The 17,967-nt window shown below is 70.7% G+C and carries 16 protein-coding genes and 1 rRNA gene; 2 read left to right on the top strand and 15 right to left on the bottom strand.

Translation table 11 applies throughout. From position 1 onward, the window contains the following. The 14 genes from H7A69_RS14975 to otsA form a co-directional block, all read right to left on the bottom strand. Nucleotides 1-120 (bottom strand): 16S ribosomal RNA (locus H7A69_RS14975); the annotation flags it as partial. 501 nt (nt 121-621) lie between these two features. Continuing rightward, nucleotides 622-1,392 carry a fumarylacetoacetate hydrolase family protein gene (locus H7A69_RS14970; protein ID WP_182047732.1) on the bottom strand — a complete coding sequence of 257 codons (771 nt, stop codon included), beginning with the start codon at nt 1,390-1,392 and terminating at the stop codon, nt 622-624. Between the two features lie 24 nt (nt 1,393-1,416). Continuing rightward, nucleotides 1,417-2,568 carry a branched-chain amino acid aminotransferase gene (locus H7A69_RS14965; RefSeq protein WP_182047730.1) on the bottom strand — a complete coding sequence of 384 codons (1,152 nt, stop codon included), beginning with the start codon at nt 2,566-2,568 and terminating at the stop codon, nt 1,417-1,419. 15 nt (nt 2,569-2,583) lie between these two features. Further along, a complete protein-coding gene (locus tag H7A69_RS14960) occupies nt 2,584-3,651 on the bottom strand; it encodes a 3-isopropylmalate dehydrogenase (RefSeq protein WP_182047728.1) in 1,068 nt (355 codons plus the stop codon). A 13-nt stretch (nt 3,652-3,664) separates the two neighbouring features. Beyond that, on the bottom strand, nt 3,665-5,254 hold the full coding sequence (gene serA / locus H7A69_RS14955) for a phosphoglycerate dehydrogenase (RefSeq protein ID WP_069712303.1): 1,590 nt from the start codon (nt 5,252-5,254) through the stop codon (nt 3,665-3,667). Nucleotides 5,255-5,420: 166 nt separating this feature from the next. Further along, a complete protein-coding gene (locus H7A69_RS14950) occupies nt 5,421-5,801 on the bottom strand; it encodes a hypothetical protein (RefSeq protein WP_182047726.1) in 381 nt (126 codons plus the stop codon). Next, nucleotides 5,798-6,241: a hypothetical protein gene (locus tag H7A69_RS14945; protein ID WP_182047724.1), complete on the bottom strand. Its 444-nt coding sequence runs from the start codon at nt 6,239-6,241 to the stop codon at nt 5,798-5,800. The genes H7A69_RS14950 and H7A69_RS14945 overlap by 4 nt, the downstream gene beginning before the upstream one ends. Before the next feature lie 52 nt (nt 6,242-6,293). Beyond that, nucleotides 6,294-7,484, bottom strand: coding sequence for a mannitol-1-phosphate 5-dehydrogenase (locus H7A69_RS14940; RefSeq protein ID WP_182047722.1), 1,191 nt, complete (start codon nt 7,482-7,484; stop codon nt 6,294-6,296). A gap of 234 nt (nt 7,485-7,718) precedes the next feature. Next, nucleotides 7,719-8,744 (bottom strand): ketol-acid reductoisomerase, encoded by a 1,026-nt coding sequence (gene ilvC, locus H7A69_RS14935; protein ID WP_069712298.1) that lies wholly within the window; start codon nt 8,742-8,744, stop codon nt 7,719-7,721. A gap of 42 nt (nt 8,745-8,786) precedes the next feature. After that, the gene (gene ilvN, locus H7A69_RS14930) at nt 8,787-9,287 is read right to left on the bottom strand and encodes an acetolactate synthase small subunit (protein WP_066654921.1); all 501 of its coding nucleotides are present in this window, start codon (nt 9,285-9,287) and stop codon (nt 8,787-8,789) included. Further along, on the bottom strand, nt 9,284-11,107 hold the full coding sequence (locus tag H7A69_RS14925) for an acetolactate synthase large subunit (protein ID WP_182047720.1): 1,824 nt from the start codon (nt 11,105-11,107) through the stop codon (nt 9,284-9,286). The genes ilvN and H7A69_RS14925 overlap by 4 nt, the downstream gene beginning before the upstream one ends. Before the next feature lie 45 nt (nt 11,108-11,152). Continuing rightward, nucleotides 11,153-12,847: a dihydroxy-acid dehydratase gene (gene ilvD, locus H7A69_RS14920; protein ID WP_069712296.1), complete on the bottom strand. Its 1,695-nt coding sequence runs from the start codon at nt 12,845-12,847 to the stop codon at nt 11,153-11,155. Between the two features lie 89 nt (nt 12,848-12,936). Beyond that, nucleotides 12,937-13,719, bottom strand: a complete 783-nt coding sequence (gene otsB / locus H7A69_RS14915) for a trehalose-phosphatase (protein ID WP_182047718.1) — start codon at nt 13,717-13,719, stop codon at nt 12,937-12,939. Continuing rightward, the gene (otsA, locus tag H7A69_RS14910; RefSeq protein WP_069712294.1) at nt 13,712-15,298 is read right to left on the bottom strand and encodes an alpha,alpha-trehalose-phosphate synthase (UDP-forming); all 1,587 of its coding nucleotides are present in this window, start codon (nt 15,296-15,298) and stop codon (nt 13,712-13,714) included. The genes otsB and otsA overlap by 8 nt, the downstream gene beginning before the upstream one ends. A 107-nt stretch (nt 15,299-15,405) precedes the next feature. Between otsA and H7A69_RS14905 the strand changes: the two genes are divergently transcribed. Continuing rightward, on the top strand, nt 15,406-16,380 hold the full coding sequence (locus tag H7A69_RS14905; protein WP_182047716.1) for a magnesium transporter CorA family protein: 975 nt from the start codon (nt 15,406-15,408) through the stop codon (nt 16,378-16,380). A gap of 10 nt (nt 16,381-16,390) precedes the next feature. On the opposite strand, the gene H7A69_RS14900 is transcribed toward H7A69_RS14905, so the two are convergent. Beyond that, on the bottom strand, nt 16,391-17,542 hold the full coding sequence (locus H7A69_RS14900; protein WP_182047714.1) for an SLC13 family permease: 1,152 nt from the start codon (nt 17,540-17,542) through the stop codon (nt 16,391-16,393). A 93-nt stretch (nt 17,543-17,635) separates the two neighbouring features. Here H7A69_RS14900 and H7A69_RS14895 point away from each other — a divergent pair, with 93 nt between their 5' ends. Next, nucleotides 17,636-17,827 (top strand): hypothetical protein, encoded by a 192-nt coding sequence (locus H7A69_RS14895; protein WP_069712291.1) that lies wholly within the window; start codon nt 17,636-17,638, stop codon nt 17,825-17,827. Nucleotides 17,828-17,967 lie beyond the last annotated feature (140 nt).

Raw genomic sequence — 17,967 nt, 5'->3', positions numbered from 1 at the left:
CACGTGTTACTCACCCGTTCGCCACTAATCACAGGAGCAAGCTCCTGATCATCGTTCGACTTGCATGTGTTAAGCACGCCGCCAGCGTTCGTCCTGAGCCAGGATCAAACTCTCCGTAAAAAAATACAACCAACACCGAAGTGTCAGCGAGTTGATTCTGACTGTTGACTGTCTACTGACAATCTTCAATCCAAAAGGAATTGTCTCCGTACCTCCACAAGTGAAGGCAACGGGGTCAATAAATTGGCATTGACAATGTGCACGCTGTTGAGTTCTCAAGGACCAGACGCACCCCCCACTCGACTCCATCAGGAGCTCCGCCAGAGGGGCTTGGTGTCTCGACACCACGAGACCGAACCATCCGGTTCACTGTCGTGGTGGGATTCGTTGCCGAGCGGGACCCCGTCCGGACTGCATCCCCAGGTCTTCGACCCGGTGACCGTCTCGGCCGTTCCGTTCTCCGCCTCAGCGGCAACGAGTGATTACTCTACACACGGCCCGGGGACTCGGCCAACCGGTCCGACACCCGGGCGTGTCGCAACGGTTCGGTCGGCAGTGGACCGACGACGAACGGCCCGCTCCCCTGCTGGGGAACGGGCCGTTCGGCACGACTGCACGCGGTCAGTGTCGGGCGATGACCGGGTTCTTGAGCGAGCCGATCCCCTCGATGAGGACCTCGACGACCTCCCCGTCACGGATCTGGCCGACGCCGGCCGGGGTCCCGGTCAGGATGACGTCGCCCGGCAGCAGGGTCCAGATCGAGGACACGAACTCGACGAGCGTCGGGATGTCGTGCACCATCTCGCTCGTCGACGCCGCCTGGCGGAGTTCGCCGTCGACGCGGGTCTCGAGTCGTATGTCCGACGGGTCGATCTCGGTCTCGATGACCGGGCCGAGCGGGCAGAACGTGTCGAAGCCCTTCGCCCGGGTCCACTGCCCGTCGCGGGCCTGCAGGTCGCGGGCCGTCACGTCGTTCGCGATCGTGTACCCGAGGACGACGCTGGCGAAGTCCTCCCGGCGCACGTTCTTGGCGAGCGACCCGATCACGATGGCGAGTTCGCCCTCGTGGTCGACGCGGCCGACGTCGGCCGGGAGGCGGACGGGTTCGTCCGGGCCGATCACCGAGGTGTTCGGCTTGAGGAACACGACCGGGTCGTCACCGGAGCGCTCGTCCATCTCCGACGCGTGCTCGGCGTAGTTGAGCCCCACGCCGATCACCTTCGACCGCGGGATCACCGGCGCGAGGAGCTTGGCGTCGGCGAGCGGCACCCGCTCCCCCGTCGTCTCGAACCCCTGGTACATCGGGTCCCCCGCGAGCACGACCAGGTCGCGCTCGTCGAGGATGCCGTACCGCGGGTCTTCACCCGTGCTGCTGAACCGTGCGATCTTCACCGTTCGACCCTACCGATCCCGCGCTCAGGCCGGGTCGGTCAGCTGCGTCATCCACCCGTGCGGGTCGGGACGGCGGCCGTACTGGATGTCGGTGAGTTCCTCGCGGAGGGACATCGTGAGCTCCCCGGCGCCGGCGGTCGGCAGGGTGATGGCGAACCCCTCGCCGCGCAGCTCGGCGATCGGCGTGACGACCGCGGCCGTCCCGCACGCGAACGCCTCGGTGATCGATCCGTCGGCCACGCCGTCACGCCACTCGTCGAGCGTGACGCGGCGGCGCTCGACCCGGAGCCCGCGGTCCTCGGCGAGCTGGAGGATCGAGTCGCGGGTGATGCCCTCGAGGATCGACTCGGAGTCGGGGGTGACGAGCGTGCCGTCGGCCTTGACGAGCACGACGTTCATGCCGCCGAGCTCCTCGAGGTACCGGCCCTCCTCGGAGTCGAGGAACATGACCTGCTGGCAGCCGTGCTCGTACGCCTCCTGCTGCGGGAGCAGCGACGCGGCGTAGTTGCCGCCGGTCTTCGCCGCACCGGTCCCACCACGGGCGGCACGGGCGTAGTGGGTCGACAGCCAGATCGACACGGGCTGCGGACCCGACGTGAAGTACGCGCCCGCCGGGCTCGCGATGCAGTGGTACGCGACCGCCTGCGCCGCGCGCACGCCGAGGAAGGACTCGGTCGCGATCATGAACGGGCGGAGGTAGAGGCTCGTCTCGGGCGCCGACGGCACCCAGTCGACGTCGGTCCGCACGAGCTGCCGGATCGACTCGACGAAGACCTCGACCGGGAGCTCGGGCAGCGCGAGCCGGCGCGCCGAGCGCTGGAAGCGACGGGCGTTGGCGTCCGGACGGAAGGACCAGACCGAGCCGTCGGCGTGCCGGTAGGCCTTCAGTCCCTCGAAGATCTCCTGCGCGTAGTGGAACACGCTCGCGCTCGGGTCGAGCGAGAGCGGTCCGTAGGCGTGGACCGCGGCGTCGTGCCAGCCCCCGTCGAGCGTCCACTCGACCGTGGCCATGTGGTCGGTGAAGTGCTTGCCGAAGCCGGGGCCGGCGAGGATCTCCTCGCGCTCGGCGGCCGCACGGCGCTCGGGCGACGGGGTGGACGCGAACTCGAGGGCGAAGTCGCCGGTGCCGGCGGTGTCGGGGCTCGTGGTGTCGTTGCTCGCAGTGTCGTTGCTCATCGGGGAAGGCTCCTGTCAGGCGGTGGTGGTGCGTGCTGCGGCCGCGGCGGCGATCGCGTCGCCGACCTCGGCCGTGCTGCGCGGCGTGGTGCCCCGGCTCGCGAGGTCCGCCTCGACCGCCTGCGTCACGGCCGCCGCCAGGTCCGCACGACCGAGGTGGTCGAGCAGCAGGGCGACGGACAGGACGGCTGCGGTCGGGTCGGCGACCTGCTGGCCCGCGATGTCCGGCGCGGAACCGTGCACCGGCTCGAACATGCTGGGGAAGGTGCCGTCGGGGTTGATGTTCCCTGACGCCGCCAGACCGATGCCGCCGCTGATCGCGCCGGCGAGGTCGGTGATGATGTCGCCGAAGAGGTTGTCGGTGACGATGACGTCGAACCGTCCGGGCTCGCGCACCATGTGGATGGTGACCGCGTCGACGTGCTGGTAGTCGACGGTGACGTCCGGGTGCTCCTCGGCGACCGCCGCGACGGTCCGCTGCCAGAGGGCGCCGGCGTTGACCAGGACGTTGCTCTTGTGCACCAGCGTGAGGTGCTTCCGGGGACGACGCGACGCGAGGTCGAACGCGTACCGCACGACCCGCTCCACGCCGTGCGCCGTGTTGATCGACACCTCGGTCGCGATCTCGTGCGGGGTGCCCACCCGGATCGCGCCGCCGTTGCCGACGTACGGGCCCTCCGTGCCCTCCCGGACGACGACGAAGTCGACCTCGCCCGGGTCCGCGAGGGGGCTCGCCACCGACGAGTACACCGTCGTCGGCCGGAGGTTCACGTAGTGGTCGAACGCGAAGCGCAGCTTCAGCAGGAGCCCGCGCTCGATGATCCCGCCGGCGAGCCGGGGGTCGCGCGGGTCACCGCCGACGGCGCCGAGCAGGACGGCGTCGTGCTCGGCGACGGCCGCCATGTCGTCGTCGGTGAGGATGTCCCCGGTCTCCAGGTACCGCGCGGCACCGAGCGAGAACGCGGTCTCCTCGACGACGAGGTCCGCCGGGAGGACCGCGTGCAGCACCTTGAGCGCCTCGTCCACGACCTCCGGGCCGATGCCGTCGCCGCGGATCACCGCGAGCTTGATCGTCTGCGCCACGTCCGTCACTCCCCTACAGCGTGATGTCGATCTCGCGGAGCGAGGTCGCGTCGATGGTGGAGCGGACGTGCTCGAGGATCTCGGCGGGCACGGGCGAGTCGACCGTCAGGACGCTGAGCGCCTGGCCGCCGGCCTCACGCCGCGAGATCTGCATGGCGGCGATGTTGATGCCGGCCTCGCCGAACTCCTTGCCGTAGACCGCCACGATGCCGGGGCGGTCGGTGTAGACCATCACGACGTGGTGCGCGTCGAGGGCGACCTCGACGTCGTGGCCGTTGATCTCGACGAGCTTCTCGACCTGCTTCGCGCCGGTGAGCGTGCCGGACACGCTGATCGCCGGACCGTCGGACTGTGCACCGCGGATGGTGAGCAGGTTGCGGTACTCGGGGCTCTCCCCGTCGGTGATGAGCCGGACGGTCACCCCGCGCTGCTCGGCGATGAGCGGCGCGTTGACGTAGGACACCTGGTCGCTGACGACGTCGGTGAACACGCCCTTGAGCGCCGCGAGCTTCAGGACGCTGACGTCGTACTGCGCGAGCTCGCCGTGCACCTCGACGTCGATGCTCGTGACCGGGGAGGTCGCGAGCCCGGTGAAGACCTGGCCGAGCTTCTCCATGAGCGGGATGCCCGGGCGGACGTACGGGTCGATGACGCCGCCCGCGACGTTGACGGCGTCCGGCACGAGCTCGCCGCCGAGGGCGAGCCGGACCGACTTCGCGACCGAGACGCCGGCCTTCTCCTGCGCCTCGTCCGTCGAGGCGCCGAGGTGCGGCGTCACGACGACGTTCGGCAGCGCCACCAGGGGCGAGTCCTTCGGCGGCTCGGACACGAAGACGTCGAGGCCGGCACCGGCGATCGCACCCGAGGTGAGCGCACGGTGCAGCGCGTCCTCGTCGATCAGGCCGCCACGGGCGACGTTCACGACGAACGCGGTCGGCTTCATCAGCGCGAACTGCTCGTCGGAGATCATGCCCACCGTCTCCGGCGTCTTCGGCATGTGGATGGTGGTGAAGTCCGCTCGGCGGAGGAGGTCCTCGAGCGAGACGAGCTCGACGCCGAGCTGCTGCGCGCGGGCGGTGGTGACGTACGGGTCGTACGCGATGACCGAGACCCCGAAGGCCTGCAGCCGCTGCGTGATGAGCGCGCCGATCCGGCCGAGGCCGATGATGCCGACGGTCTTCTCGTACAGCTCGACGCCCGTGTAGGACGACCGCTTCCAGGCACCGGCGGCGAGCGACGCGTGCGCGGCCGGGATGTGCCGTGCGAGCGAGAGGATGTGCCCGACGGTGAGCTCGGCGGCGGAGATGATGTTCGACGTCGGCGCGTTCACGACCATGACACCGGCGGTCGTGGCCGCCTTGATGTCGACGTTGTCGAGACCGACACCCGCACGGGCGACGACCTTGAGCTGCGGCGCGGCGGCGATCGCCTCGGCGTCGATCCTGGTGGCGGAACGCACCAGCACGGCGTGCGCGTCGGCGAGGGAGGCCAGGAGGGCGGGTCGGTCGGTGCCGTCCACGTTCCGGATCTCGAAGTCGGGCCCGAGGGCGTCGACGGTGGCGGGCGAGAGTTCTTCGGCGATCAGGACGACCGGCTTCGGCACAGCTGCTGTTCCTCACACGAGACGGGCGGTGTCCGTCCATCGTATCGACGCGACGGCACCGTTACGACCGGACCATCGGTCCCGCACGGGACCACACGACGGACGGGAGGCGCGTGGCGGGCCCGCCACGCGCCTCCCGTCCGTCGACCCGTCCGGTGTGGTCGCGTCAGAAGTCGAGCAGACGCGGGACGAAGAGCTGCAGGTCCAGCCACAGCGCGCCCGCCGCCGCGAACGCGACCACGAAGATGCCGACGGTCACCGCGAGCCGCGACCGCCGCGTCGCCCAGAGGGCGATCGCGAAGGCGACCGGCGCGATGGCGATGTCGAGGACGAGCCAGACCCACGGCGTGCTGCGCTGCAGCGAGTCGCCGCCGGAGGTCGTCTCGAGGAAGGTGTTGAACGCGCGCACCGACTGCGAGACGGTGACGAGGTTGCCGACGCTCTGCACCGTCATGTAGGTGAACAGCGCACCGAAGACGATCCAGACGACGACCCGGCCGACCAGCGGCGACGGGGTCCGGCGTGCGGCCGGCGTCGCCGCGGTCACCCGAAGCTCCTCGTCATGAGGAACGGCCAGGGGAAGAGCACGAGGGCGCCGAGCAGCATCCAGAGCAGACGGGTACGGGTCCGGCGGCCGCGGCCGGCCCAGAGCACGACCGAGAACCAGAGCGCGGGCGCGACGATCGCCAGGAAGCGCAGCACCTCGACGAAGACGGTGAGCACGGTGTCGACGTCGGCGACGTACGCGGTGGAGGCGGTCAGGAGCCAGGCCACCGTGTACAGGAGGTAGAGACCGCCGAACACGCCGAAGCCGACGAGAGCACCCGAGGTCTCCGGCGTCTCGGGGTCGCGCCCGCCGCGCTCGCGGACGACGACCGGGTTGTGGGCCGCGTCGACGTGGGTCGCGTCGTCGGCGTCGCCCCAGGCGAGGGCTTCCTCGTCGTCGTGGTCGACGGACCCGTCCGGTGGGGATGCTGCCGTGGTCATGCCGTCGATTCTACGAGGGACCCGTGACGGCGGGCACCACTGTCGGCGTCCGTCAGACGTCGGCCGCCTGCGTCTCGAGCACCTCGGCGACCACGTCGCGGACCGCCGGGAACAGCGGGTGGCTCTCCATGAGGCCGGTCAGGATCTCGGTCAACGCGTGCGCGGTGGCTCCGGAGCGCAGCAGCGCGTGCAGCTCGATCGACTCGGGGTCGTTCTCGTCGTCGAAGGCCAGGGCGACCCGCACGGCGCCGAGCAGGTGCTCGACCGGCATGCCCCGTTCGGCGAGCTGTGACGCCGGACCGATGAAGCGCTCGCGGCGACCGAGCTTCCGCAGCGGGTTGCGGCCGACCCGCACGGTCGTGTCGGGCAGCAGCGGGTTCGCGATGCGGGTCAGGTTCGCCGCGACGTAGCGGGCGTGCTCGGCCGGGTCGAAGCCGTGCTTGGCGACGAGGAGCGCGGTGGTCTCGGCCAGGACGCCGTCGACCTCGGCGCGGACCTCGCGGTCCTCCAGGGCCTCGCGGATGAGCCGGATGCCCCGGACCGTGCCGTGGTAGGCGGCGGTCGCGTGCGCGGTGTTCACCGTGTAGAGCTTTCGCTCGACGAACGGCTGCAGGTCGTCGACCCAGGTCACGCCGTCGATCTGCGGCGGCTCGGCGTCGGAGTCAGCGAACGGCGTGCGCTCGATGACCCACTCGTAGAAGGGCTCGAGCACGACGTCGAGCCCGCCGGACTGGCCGAGCACCCCGGACTGGTCCGGCACGATGCGGTCGATCGCGCAGTTCGCGAAGACCGCCGCGACGTCGCGGTCCTCGAGGATCGGTGCGCGACGGATGCTCGCGTGGAGCGAGTCGGTCGCGTTGAAGGCGTTCTCGCAGGCGACGATCGTGACGTCGCCGCGGTCGAGCGGACGGGCGGCGAGGCCCTCGGCGATGACCGGGGCGACGAGCGGGAGCGTCCGGGCACCGACCGCCGTCGTGACGACGTCCGCCTCGGCGATGGCCTGGACGACGCGCTCCCGGTCGGTCTTGCTGCTCAGCGCGTGGAAGCCGTGCACCAGGTGCTCGACGGGCTGCTCGCCGACCTCGTGCACGACGAAGCGACCGGCTTCCTCGAGCGCCGAGACCACGCGGTCGTCGACGTCGACGAAGGTGAGCTCGTAGCCGCTCGCGACCAGGAACTGACCCACGAACCCGCGCCCGATCTTGCCGGCGCCGATGTGGACCGCTCGCTTCGTCACCGCCATCCGACGATCCTCCCACGACGGAGGACCCGGTCGTGACCACCGCTCGTCATCCCCGCGGTCGAGGTGACGGCACGGGACGCCGGGCGAGCGGAGATCAGTGCGGAGGGGACGCCGGAGTCGGGCCGGGCGCCGGCGCTGGAGCAGGAGGGGTACAGGTGCATGTCGTTCGGGTCACATCGCGAGGCGGCGGTGCGTCCGCACCGCCGCCTCGTCGTCGAGTGGTCGTTGCGCAGACTACCGCGCGGCCGAGCCGTCCACGTAGTCGGCGTCGTTCGACTTCCACGCGAACAGCGCGCGGAGCTCGCGACCGGTGGCCTCGATCGGGTGGCCCTCGCCCTTCGCGCGGAGCTCCTTGAACTCCGGGGCACCGGCGTCCTGGTCCTCGATGAAGCGCTTCGCGAAGGTGCCGTCCTGGATGTCGGACAGGACCGCCTTCATGTTCTCCTTGACCTCGGGCGAGATCACGCGCGGGCCGGAGACGTAGTCACCGAACTCGGCGGTGTCGGAGATCGACCAGCGCTGCTTCGTGAGGCCGCCCTCCCAGATGAGGTCGACGATGAGCTTGAGCTCGTGCAGGACCTCGAAGTAGGCGATCTGCGGCTGGTAGCCCGCCTCGACGAGGGTCTCGAAGCCGTACTGGATCAGCTGCGAGGTGCCACCGCAGAGGACGGCCTGCTCGCCGAACAGGTCGGTCTCGGTCTCCTCGGTGAAGGTCGTCTTGATGCCGCCGGAGCGCAGGCCGCCGATGGCCTTCGAGTACGACCACGCGAGGTCCCAGGCGCTGCCGGAGGCGTCGACCTCGACCGCGACGATGACGGGGACGCCACGGCCGGCCTCGTACTCGCGACGGACGGTGTGGCCCGGGCCCTTCGGCGCGACGAGCGACACGTCGACGCCCTCGGGCGCCTGGATGTAGCCGTAGCGGATGTTGAAGCCGTGGCCGAAGACGAGCGTCGCGCCCGGCTTGAGGTTCGGCTCGATGTCGTCCTTGTAGACGATCCGCTGCACCTGGTCCGGCGCGAGGATGACGACGACGTCGGCCCACGCGGTGGCGTCGGCCGGGGTGTGCACCTCGAAGCCTGCCTCTTCCGCCTTCTGACGGCTCTTCGAGCCCTCCTGGAGGCCGATCTTGACCTCGACGCCGGAGTCGCGGAGGTTGAGGGCGTGGGCGTGGCCCTGCGAGCCGTAGCCGATGACGGCGACCTTCTTGCCCTGGATGAGCGTCAGGTCGGCGTCGGCGTCGTACACGATGTCAGTCACGAGGGTGTGTCTCCTTGGTTCCGGTGGTTGTCTGGGGCGTGCTCAGCGCACGCGGTCGGTGATGCTCTTGGGTCCGCGGCCCATGCCGAGCAGGCCCGCACGGGCGAGCTCCTTGACGCCGTAGGGCTCGAGCACCCGGAGGATCGCCTGGATCTTGCCCGGGTCGCCCGTCACCTCGACGATGAGCGAGTCGGTCGCCACGTCGACGACCTGCGCACGGAAGAGGTTCACGGCCTCGAGCACGGCCGAGCGGGTCTGGTTGTCGACGCGGACCTTCACGAGCATGTGCTCGCGCTGCACGGACTGCGAGAAGTCGAGCTCGACGATCTTGATCACGTTGACGAGCTTGTTGAGCTGCTTCGTCACCTGCTCCAACGGCAGGTCCTCGACGTCGACGACGACCGTGATCCGGGACAGGCCCTCGACCTCGGTGCCGCCGACGGCGAGCGACTCGATGTTGAAGCCGCGACGGGCGAACAGTCCGGCGACGCGCGTCAGCAGACCCGGCTTGTCCTCGACGAGCAGGGAGAGGACGTGGCTCATGCGGGGTCTCCGGTCATGTCGGCGTCCTCGACGTCCCAGCTGGGCGCGTGGTCGCGGGCGTACTCGATCGAGGAGTTGCCGACCCCCTGCGGGACCATCGGCCACACCATCGAGTCGCGGCTCACGACGAAGTCGATCACCACGGGGCGGTCGTTCGTCTCGAGGGCGAGCTTGATCGCGTCGTCGACCTGGTCGGCGCGCTCGACGCGGATGCCGAGGGCACCGTACGCGTCGGCGAGCTTCACGAAGTCCGGCACGCGACGGCTCTGGTGCCCCGTCTCGAGGTCGGTGAACGAGTGGCGGCCGTCGTAGAACAGGGTCTGCCACTGCCGCACCATGCCGAGCGACGAGTTGTTGATGATCGCGACCTTGATCGGGATGTCGTTGATGACGCAGGTCGCGAGCTCCTGGTTCGTCATCTGGAAGCAGCCGTCGCCGTCGATCGCCCACACCACGCGGTCCGGCTGGGCGACCTTCGCGCCCATCGCCGCGGGCACCGAGTAGCCCATGGTCCCGGCACCGCCGGAATTGAGCCACGCGTTCGGCCGCTCGTACCGGATGAACTGCGCGGACCACATCTGGTGCTGGCCGACGCCCGAGGCGTAGACGCCCTCGGGACCGGTCAGCTCGCCGATGCGGCGGATGATCGCCTGCGGCGCGAGCAGCCCGTCGGTCGGCTCGGCGTACCCGAGCGGGAAGTCCTCGCGGAGCTGGTCGAGCTTCGCCCACCAGGCGCTCGTGTCGGCGCGCTGGTCCGCCGGCACGTCGTCCCAGGCGTCGAGCAGGTCGACGAGGACCTCGCGGGCGTCGCCCACGATCGGGACGTCGGCGTAGCGGATCTTCGAGATCTCCGCTGGGTCGATGTCCACGTGCACGACCTTGGCGCCGGGCGCGAACTCGTCGGCCTTGCCGGTCACGCGGTCGTCGAACCGGGCACCGAGGGCGATGATGAGGTCGCTGTCCTGCAGCCCGAGGACCGCGGGCACCGTGCCGTGCATGCCCGGCATGCCGAGGTGCTGCTGGTGCGAGTCCGGGAAGGCCCCGCGCGCCATCAGGGTCGTGACCACCGGGGCCCCGGTGGCCTCGGCGAAGCGCAGGAGCTCGGCGGACGCGCCGGAGCGGACCACGCCGCCGCCGACGTACAGCACCGGACGCTCGGCGTCCGCCAGCAGCTGTGCCGCCGCGGTGATCTGCTTGCCGTGCGCCTTCGTGACCGGCCGGTAGCCGGGCAGGTCGATCTTCGGCGGCCAGACGTAGGGCGCCGACTTCTGCTGGGCGTCCTTCGTGATGTCGACGAGCACCGGACCCGGACGCCCCGTCGTCGCGATCTGGTGGGCGGCCGCGAGGGTCGCCGGGATGTCGGCCGGGTCGGTCACGAGGAACGAGTGCTTCGTGATCGGCATCGTGATGCCGACGATGTCGGCCTCCTGGAAGGCGTCCGTCCCCATCAGGGTCGAGAACACCTGCCCGGTGATGGCGATGAACGGCACCGAGTCCATGTACGCGTCGGCGATCGCGGTGACGAGGTTCGTCGCCCCCGGACCGGACGTGGCGATGGCGACGCCGACCTTGCCGGACGACGAGGCGTAGCCCTCGGCGGCGTGGCCGGCGCCCTGCTCGTGGCGCACGAGGACGTGGCGGATGGTCGTGGACGCCATGAGCTCGTCGTAGAACGGGATGATGGCGCCGCCGGGCAGGCCGAAGACGTCGGTGATCCCGAGGTGCTCGAGCGTCCGGAGGACGGCTCCCGAGCCGGTCAGGATCTCCGGCGACCGGCGTGCACCGGCGGCCGCGGACAGCGGAGTGGCTTCCGTGGGCATGAGGTGTTCCTTGCCTGGAGGGATGGCGGTTCGAACGTGTCGACGCTAGCCCGTGACCGCGCCCTTGGCGGCGGACTGGACGAGCTTCGCGAACTTCGCGAGGACTCCGCGGGTGTAGCGCGGGGGCAGCGGGGCCCAGCCTGCTCGGCGGGCCTCCAGCTCGGCGTCGTCGACCAGTAGGTCGAGCGAGCGAGCCGCGATGTCGACACGGATGCGGTCGCCATCGCGCACGAATGCCACTGGACCTGCGTCCACGGCTTCCGGTGCGATGTGGCCGATGCACAGGCCGGTTGTGCCGCCTGAGAATCGCCCGTCCGTCAAGAGTAGTACATCCTTGCCGAGGCCCGCGCCCTTGATGGCCGCCGTGATGGCGAGCATCTCGCGCATGCCGGGGCCGCCCTTCGGACCCTCGTAGCGGATGACCACCACGTCGCCCTTCTGGATCTGACCCTCGGTGAGGGCGTCCATGGCGGCACGCTCGCGGTCGAACACCCGCGCGGGGCCCTCGAACACGGCGGCGTCGAAGCCGGCGGTCTTCACGACGGCACCGTCGGGCGCGAAGGAGCCCTTGAGGATCGTCAGCCCACCGGTCTCGTGGATCGGGTTGTCGAGCTTCCGGAAGACCTCGCCGTCGAGCTCCGGCGGGTCGATCTCGGCCAGGTTCTCGGCGAGGGTCTTGCCGGTGACGGTCATCACGTCGCCGTGCAGCAGGCCGGCCTCGAGCAGCGCCTTCATGATCACCGGGATGCCGCCGTTGCGGTCGACGTCGACCATGACGTACTTGCCGAACGGCTTCATGTCGGCCAGGTGCGGCACCTTCGAGCCGATCCTGTTGAAGTCGTCGAGGCTCAGCTCGACCTCGGCCTCGTGCGCGATCGCGAGGAGGTGCAGGACGACGTTGGTCGAGCCTCCGAGCGCCATCGCGACGGCGATGGCGTTCTCGAACGCCTCCTTCGTCAGGATCTGCCGGGCGGTGAGGCCGAGACGCAGCATGTTCACCACGGCCTCGCCGGAGCGGCGCGCGTAGTAGTCACGACGACGGTCGGCGCTCGGCGGGGCGGCGGAGCCCGGCAGCGACATGCCGAGGGCCTCGGCGACGCTCGCCATGGTGTTCGCCGTGTACATCCCGCCGCAGGCGCCCTCGCCCGGGACGATCGCGCACTCGATCTCCTTGAGCTCGGCCTCGGTCATCGTGCCGGCCTTGCACGCCCCGACGCCCTCGAAGGAGTCGATGATCGTGACCTCCTTGAAGGAGCCGTCGGCCTGCTTCACGTAGCCCGGCATGACCGACCCCGCGTAGAGGAAGACGCTCGCGAGGTCGAGGCGCGCCGCGGCCATGAGCATGCCCGGCAGCGACTTGTCGCAGCCGGCGAGCAGGACGGTGCCGTCCAGGCGCTCGGCGTTCACGACGGTCTCGACGCTGTCGGCGATGACCTCGCGCGAGACCAGCGAGAAGTGCATGCCCTCGTGGCCCATCGAGATGCCGTCGGAGACGGAGATGGTGCCGAACTGCAGCGGGTACCCGCCGCCGGAGTGCACGCCCTCCTTCGCGCCCTGCGCGAGGCGGTCGAGCGAGAGGTTGCAGGGGGTGATCTCGTTCCAGGAGGACGCGATCCCGATCTGCGGCTTGTCCCAGTCTGCGTCGCCCATGCCGACGGCCCGGAGCATGCCACGCGAGGTGGTCGCTTCGATCCCGTCGGTGACGACCCGGCTGCGCGGCTTCACGTCGATGTCAGGCATGGAGGCAGTCTAGGACCAGTTGGGATACCAGCCGTGCACCCCCGCGCTCCGCGCGCTCCCGCTCGGACGGGAGGCGCGGGGCCGGGTCGTCAGCGCGTGGCGCGCAGACGCGCGAGCTGCTTCAGGACGTCGGTGAGGGCCGCCGGGTCCGTGACTCGGTGACCGGCGAGCGTGTCGCCCTCCCCCACCTTCACGCCGACGTCGCCGTCGCGGAGCACGCGGAAGGCGTCCTCGTCCGTCACGTCGTCGCCGGCGAAGAACACCGCGTCCGCACCGCGGAGCTCGCGGAGTCGGTCGACGGCGTCGCCCTTCGTGACGTGCCGCACGGCGAACTCGAGGATGTCCTTGCCGCCGCGTTCGAGCACGTCGGGGTCGGCCTCGCGCGCCGCCGCGTGTGCGGCCGCGTTCGCCGCAGCCGCGTCCTCCGGGCTCGCCCGGCGGGTGTGGACGCCGTGCCCGGCGGGCTTGTGCTCGATCACCACGTCGGGGAAGCGGGTGCCGACCTCGTCCAGCGCGGCGCCGACACGGGCGACCCGGGCGAGCTCCTCCTCGCTCAGGGCGGCTTCGTCGTGGCCGTCGACGCGCCACTCGACGCCGTGCGAGCCGACGAGCGCCATCCCGTCGGGCGCGTACGACACCCGTGCGAGGCCCTCGAGCGGTCGGCCGGAGACCAGGACGACCTCGGTGTCGGCGGCGCGCTGCAGCGTGAGGACGGCCGCCCACGAGCCCGGGAGCGCGCCGACCTGCGCGGGGTCGTCGGCGAAGGGGGCGAGCGTGCCGTCGAAGTCGAGGGCGACGAGCAGTCGCGGCGCAGCCGCGAGCGTCTCGAGGGCCGCCGTCAGGACGGCCGGGTCGGTGGAGACCTCAGGCACCCCGTGCCTCCCGGGTGTCCTCGGCGGCGCGCGCCTTCTGTGCGTCCTGGTCGAAGATCGACATGCCGTCGTCCTCCGCCTCGCGGTGCCGCTCGCCGCCGTCGTCGGACGGGTCGATCCTCGACCCGCGCGGGGCGTGCCGGTCGAGCGCCTCGAGGAACGAGCGGGACCAGCGGGCCACGTCGTTGTCGCGGACGCGCTTCCGGAGCGCCCGCATGCGCGTGGAGCGCTCGCGCCGGGGCATCTCGATCGCGCGCTGGATCGAGTCCTTCAGCGCACCGATGTCGTGCGGGTTGACGATGACGGCCTGCTTGAGCTCGTCGGCGGCGCCGGCGAACTCGGACAGGATCAGGACGCCGTCGTTGTCGAAGCGGGCGGCGACGTACTCCTTCGCGACGAGGTTCATGCCGTCGCGGAGGGCGGTGACGAGCATGATGTCGGCGGCCAGGTAGAGCGCGACCATCTCCTCGCGCGGGTACCCGTGGTGCAGGTACGCGATCGGCTGGTGGCCGATGACGCCGAGGTCGCCGTTGATCCGGCCGACCGTCAGCTCGATCTCGTCGCGGAGCGCCGCGTAGGTGTCGACGCGCTCGCGGCTCGGGCTCGCGACCTGCACGAGCGTGGCGTCCTCGACCGCGATGCGGCCGTCCTCGACGAGCTCGCCGAAGGCCTTGATGCGGTGGCGGATGCCCTTCGTGTAGTCGAGGCGGTCGACCCCGAGGAGCACGGTCGTCGGGTTGCCGAGGCTCTCGCGGATCTCGCGCGCCCGGGCCTGCACCTCGGGACGGTGGGCGATCTCCTCGAAGCTCTCGGCGTCGATCGAGATCGGGAAGTGGCGCGCCTCGACGTGCCGGACCGTGATGCCCTTGCGGCTGCGCGGTGCGGCCGGGTCGTCGACGGGCACGTCGATCGTCGAGCCCTTGGTCGTGTAGCCCTTGATGTGCCGCACGGCGCGGAGGAAGTCGGCCGCGTCGTCCTGGCGCTGGAAGCCGATGACGTCGGCGCCGAGCAGACCGTCGAGGATCTGTGCGCGCCACGGCAGCTGGGCGTAGATGCCGACGGGCGGGAACGGGATGTGGTTGAAGAAGCCGATCGTCAGGTCCGGCCGCTTCGCGCGGAGCAGTGCCGGGAGGAGCTGGAGCTGGTAGTCCTGCACCCAGACGACGCCGTCCTGCTCGACGATCTCGGCGATCTGCGTGGCGAACCGCTCGTTGACCCGCTTGTAGGCGTTCCACCAGTCGCGGTGGTAGCTCGGGTGCTCGATGACGTCGTGGTACAGCGGCCAGAGCGTGTCGTTGCTGAAGCCCTCGTAGTACTCCTCGACGTCGTCGGCGCTCAGCGGCACCGGCACGATGTGGATGCCCTCGTTGTCGAACGGGGCGACCTCGACGTCGGGCTGGCCGACCCAGCCGACCCACGCGCCGTCGTTGGCGCGCATGACCGGCTCGAGGGCCGTCACGAGCCCGCCGGGCGAGTGCCGCCACCCCTCGTTGCCGTCCTCGTCGACGACGCGGTCCACGGGGAGGCGGTTCGAGGCGACGACGAAGGCGTACCGGTCGGGGTCGGTGTCTGCTGCCATGGGGTGGTGGGGTCTCCGTTCCCCCCGGCTCGAGCGCCGGGATCGTCGCCGACGGTACCAGCGTGCGTGCGCCGGGCTCCCGGGACGCCGCCAGTAGTCTCGTCCGCATGGTCATGACACGGGCGTGGCGGGACGGCACCGCGGTGGAGCGGGACTTCCCGGTCGACCGGGTCTCGGACCTCCTCGAGCACGACGACGGCACCTTCGTGTGGGTGGACCACGTCGACCCGGGCCCCGACGACCTCGACCAGGTCGAGGACGAGCTCGGCGTGCACGTGCTCGCCGTCGAGGACGCCCTCGAGCGCGGCCAGCGACCGAAGCTCGATCGCTACCGCGACAGCCTGTTCCTGGTGGTCTACGACGTGCAGGGCCTCGACGACGACGGCGAGCTCGTCACGCACGAGGTCAAGGCGTTCGTCACGCACCGCGCCCTCGTCACCATCCACGGACCCGAGGTGGACCTCGCTGCCGTCGAGCGACGCCTCGACGCGAACGCGGACCTCGCCGACCGCGGGGTGCCGTGGCTGGTCTGGGGCCTCCTCGACGCCGTGGTCGACCACGCCACGAGCGCGGTCGAGGACATCGGCGCGCGGATCGACGACCTCGAGGACGACCTGTTCGAGCACGGGAACCCGCGCGAGCAGCAGATCCAGCGCCGGTCGTTCCGGCTCCGGAAGGCGCTCGGAGTGCTCCGCCGACAGGTCGTGCCCACGCGGGACAGCGTCGGCTCGCTGCTGCACGGCGACGCCGAGACGATCGCCGACGGCATCCGTCCGTACTTCCGCGACGTCGAGGACCACCTCGTGTCGATCGCCGACTCGGTCGAGCAGCTCCGCGACGCCGTGTCGAGCGTCCTCGACACGAACCTGAACCTGGCCTCGAACCGGCAGAACACGGTCATGAAGAAGGTGACGAGCTGGGCGGCGATCATCGCGATCCCCACGGCGATCACCGGGTTCTTCGGCCAGAACGTGACGTTCCCGGGCGAGGGGCACTGGAGCGGGTTCCTCGCCTCGGTGTCGCTCATCGTCGCGACGTCGCTCGTGCTCTACCGCGTGTTCAAGAGCAAGGACTGGCTGTAGCCGCCCCGCTTCAGAGCTGCAGCGCCAGCACGCCGGCGACGACCGTGAGCGGGGCGACGACGCAGCCGAGCGCCATGTAGCGCCCCCACGACAGGTGCACGCCCTCGGACGCCAGGCGGGCGTGCCAGAGCAGCGTCGCGAGCGAGGCCCACGGGGTGATCAGGCACCCGGCGTTGACGCCGACGAGGAGCGCCGCGTAGCGGAGTGCCTCGTGCCCGGCCGCCGGCTCGAGGACCAGGTAGGCGGGCAGGTTGTCGATCGCGTTGGCGGCGACCCCGCCCGCGCCGCCGAGGAGCAGCAGCGAGCCGGTGTCGGTGCCGCCGGACAGCGCGTGCACGATCGGGTCGGTGAGGCCGGTCGTGTGCAGGGTCTCGACGACCACGAACAGCCCGGCCGCGAAGACGAGCGTCGACCACGGGACGCGGGACGGCCGGAGCTCGGCCGGCGACCGCACGGCTGCGACGACGACGAGGAGCGCGGCCGCGACGAGGGCGGCGATCCACACCGTGACACCCGCGGTCAGGGCGACGACGAGGGCGACGAGCACCGCAGAGGCCGCCCAGAAGGACACCGGGTCGCGCGGACGACGGAGCTCCACGGGCGTGTACCGGCCGAACAGCTTCCCGCGGAACACCACGAGGAGCACCGCGCACGGCACGACGACGCCGGCGAGCGCCGCCCAGACCATGAGCCCGGCGAACGGGATCGGCCCGTCGAGTCCGATCTTGTCGACCGCGAGCAGGTTCGTCAGGTTCGACACCGGGAGCAGCAGCGACGCCGTGTTCGCCAGCCACACCGTCGTGAGCGCGAAGGGCATCGGCGGCAACCCGACGCGGCGGGCGAGCGTGATGACGATCGGGGTGAGGAGCACCGCGGTCGTGTCGATGCTGAGGAACACGGTGCACACGACGGCGAGCACGACGACCGCGACCCAGAGCCCGATGGTCCGGCCGCCGCCGATCCGCGCGGCGAGGTCGGCGAGCCGGTCGAAGACCCCGGCGTCGGCGGCGAGCTCCGACACGATCGTCAGCCCGAGGACGAAGGCGAGCACCGGGACGACGCGCTCGGCGAGGGTGGCGAGGTCGGACAGGGGCAGCAACCCGAGCGCGACGCACACCGCGCCGACGACGAGCAGCACTCCCCCGATGACGGCCTGACGCACGGTGTCTCCTCGCTCTGCGCCCCGGCAGGGCGACCGGCGGCGCTCCAATGTAGCGGCCGGTAGCGTGGCGGGGACGACCAGGAGGAGGAACCCGTGCGGAAGTTCATGTTCAGCGGTGCGGTGTGGAGTTCGATCATCAGCGGCTACAGCGTGCTGCAGACGACGCGGCAGGGTCCGCGCGACTGGCGCCTGGCCCTGACGTGGGTCGCGTGGATCGCGACGACGCTCGTCGCGGTCGGCACGGTCGTCGAGGACGACCGCGCCGTGAAGGCGCGCCAGCGCTAGCAGGCGGGTCGCGGTCACCGAGGTGACCGCGAGACGGACGGGAGGCTCCCCACCGGGCACGGCCCGGCAGCCTGCGCGGGAGAGCAAACGTCTGAACACCAGGCACACCGGAGAAATACGGATCCCGCATCTATTTTTCT

The organism is Curtobacterium sp. ME26, assembly GCF_903970945.1.
GTDB lineage: Bacteria > Actinomycetota > Actinomycetes > Actinomycetales > Microbacteriaceae > Curtobacterium > Curtobacterium citri.
The sequence above is the reverse complement of the archived record's forward strand: the minus strand, read 5'-3'. Positions and strand labels throughout refer to the sequence as shown.

Bases quoted from the DNA above. Each gene is read 5' to 3' on its own strand.
- H7A69_RS14965 (WP_182047730.1), bottom strand. From the start codon at position 2,568: ATGAGCAACGACACTGCGAGCAACGACACCACGAGCCCCGACACCGCC.
- H7A69_RS14945 (WP_182047724.1), bottom strand. From the start codon at position 6,241: ATGACCACGGCAGCATCCCCACCGGACGGGTCCGTCGACCACGACGAC.
- H7A69_RS14940 (WP_182047722.1), bottom strand. From the start codon at position 7,484: ATGGCGGTGACGAAGCGAGCGGTCCACATCGGCGCCGGCAAGATCGGG.
- ilvN (WP_066654921.1), bottom strand. From the start codon at position 9,287: ATGAGCCACGTCCTCTCCCTGCTCGTCGAGGACAAGCCGGGTCTGCTG.
- H7A69_RS14925 (WP_182047720.1), bottom strand. From the start codon at position 11,107: ATGCCCACGGAAGCCACTCCGCTGTCCGCGGCCGCCGGTGCACGCCGG.
- ilvD (WP_069712296.1), bottom strand. From the start codon at position 12,847: ATGCCTGACATCGACGTGAAGCCGCGCAGCCGGGTCGTCACCGACGGG.
- otsA (WP_069712294.1), bottom strand. From the start codon at position 15,298: ATGGCAGCAGACACCGACCCCGACCGGTACGCCTTCGTCGTCGCCTCG.
- H7A69_RS14905 (WP_182047716.1), top strand. From the start codon at position 15,406: ATGGTCATGACACGGGCGTGGCGGGACGGCACCGCGGTGGAGCGGGAC.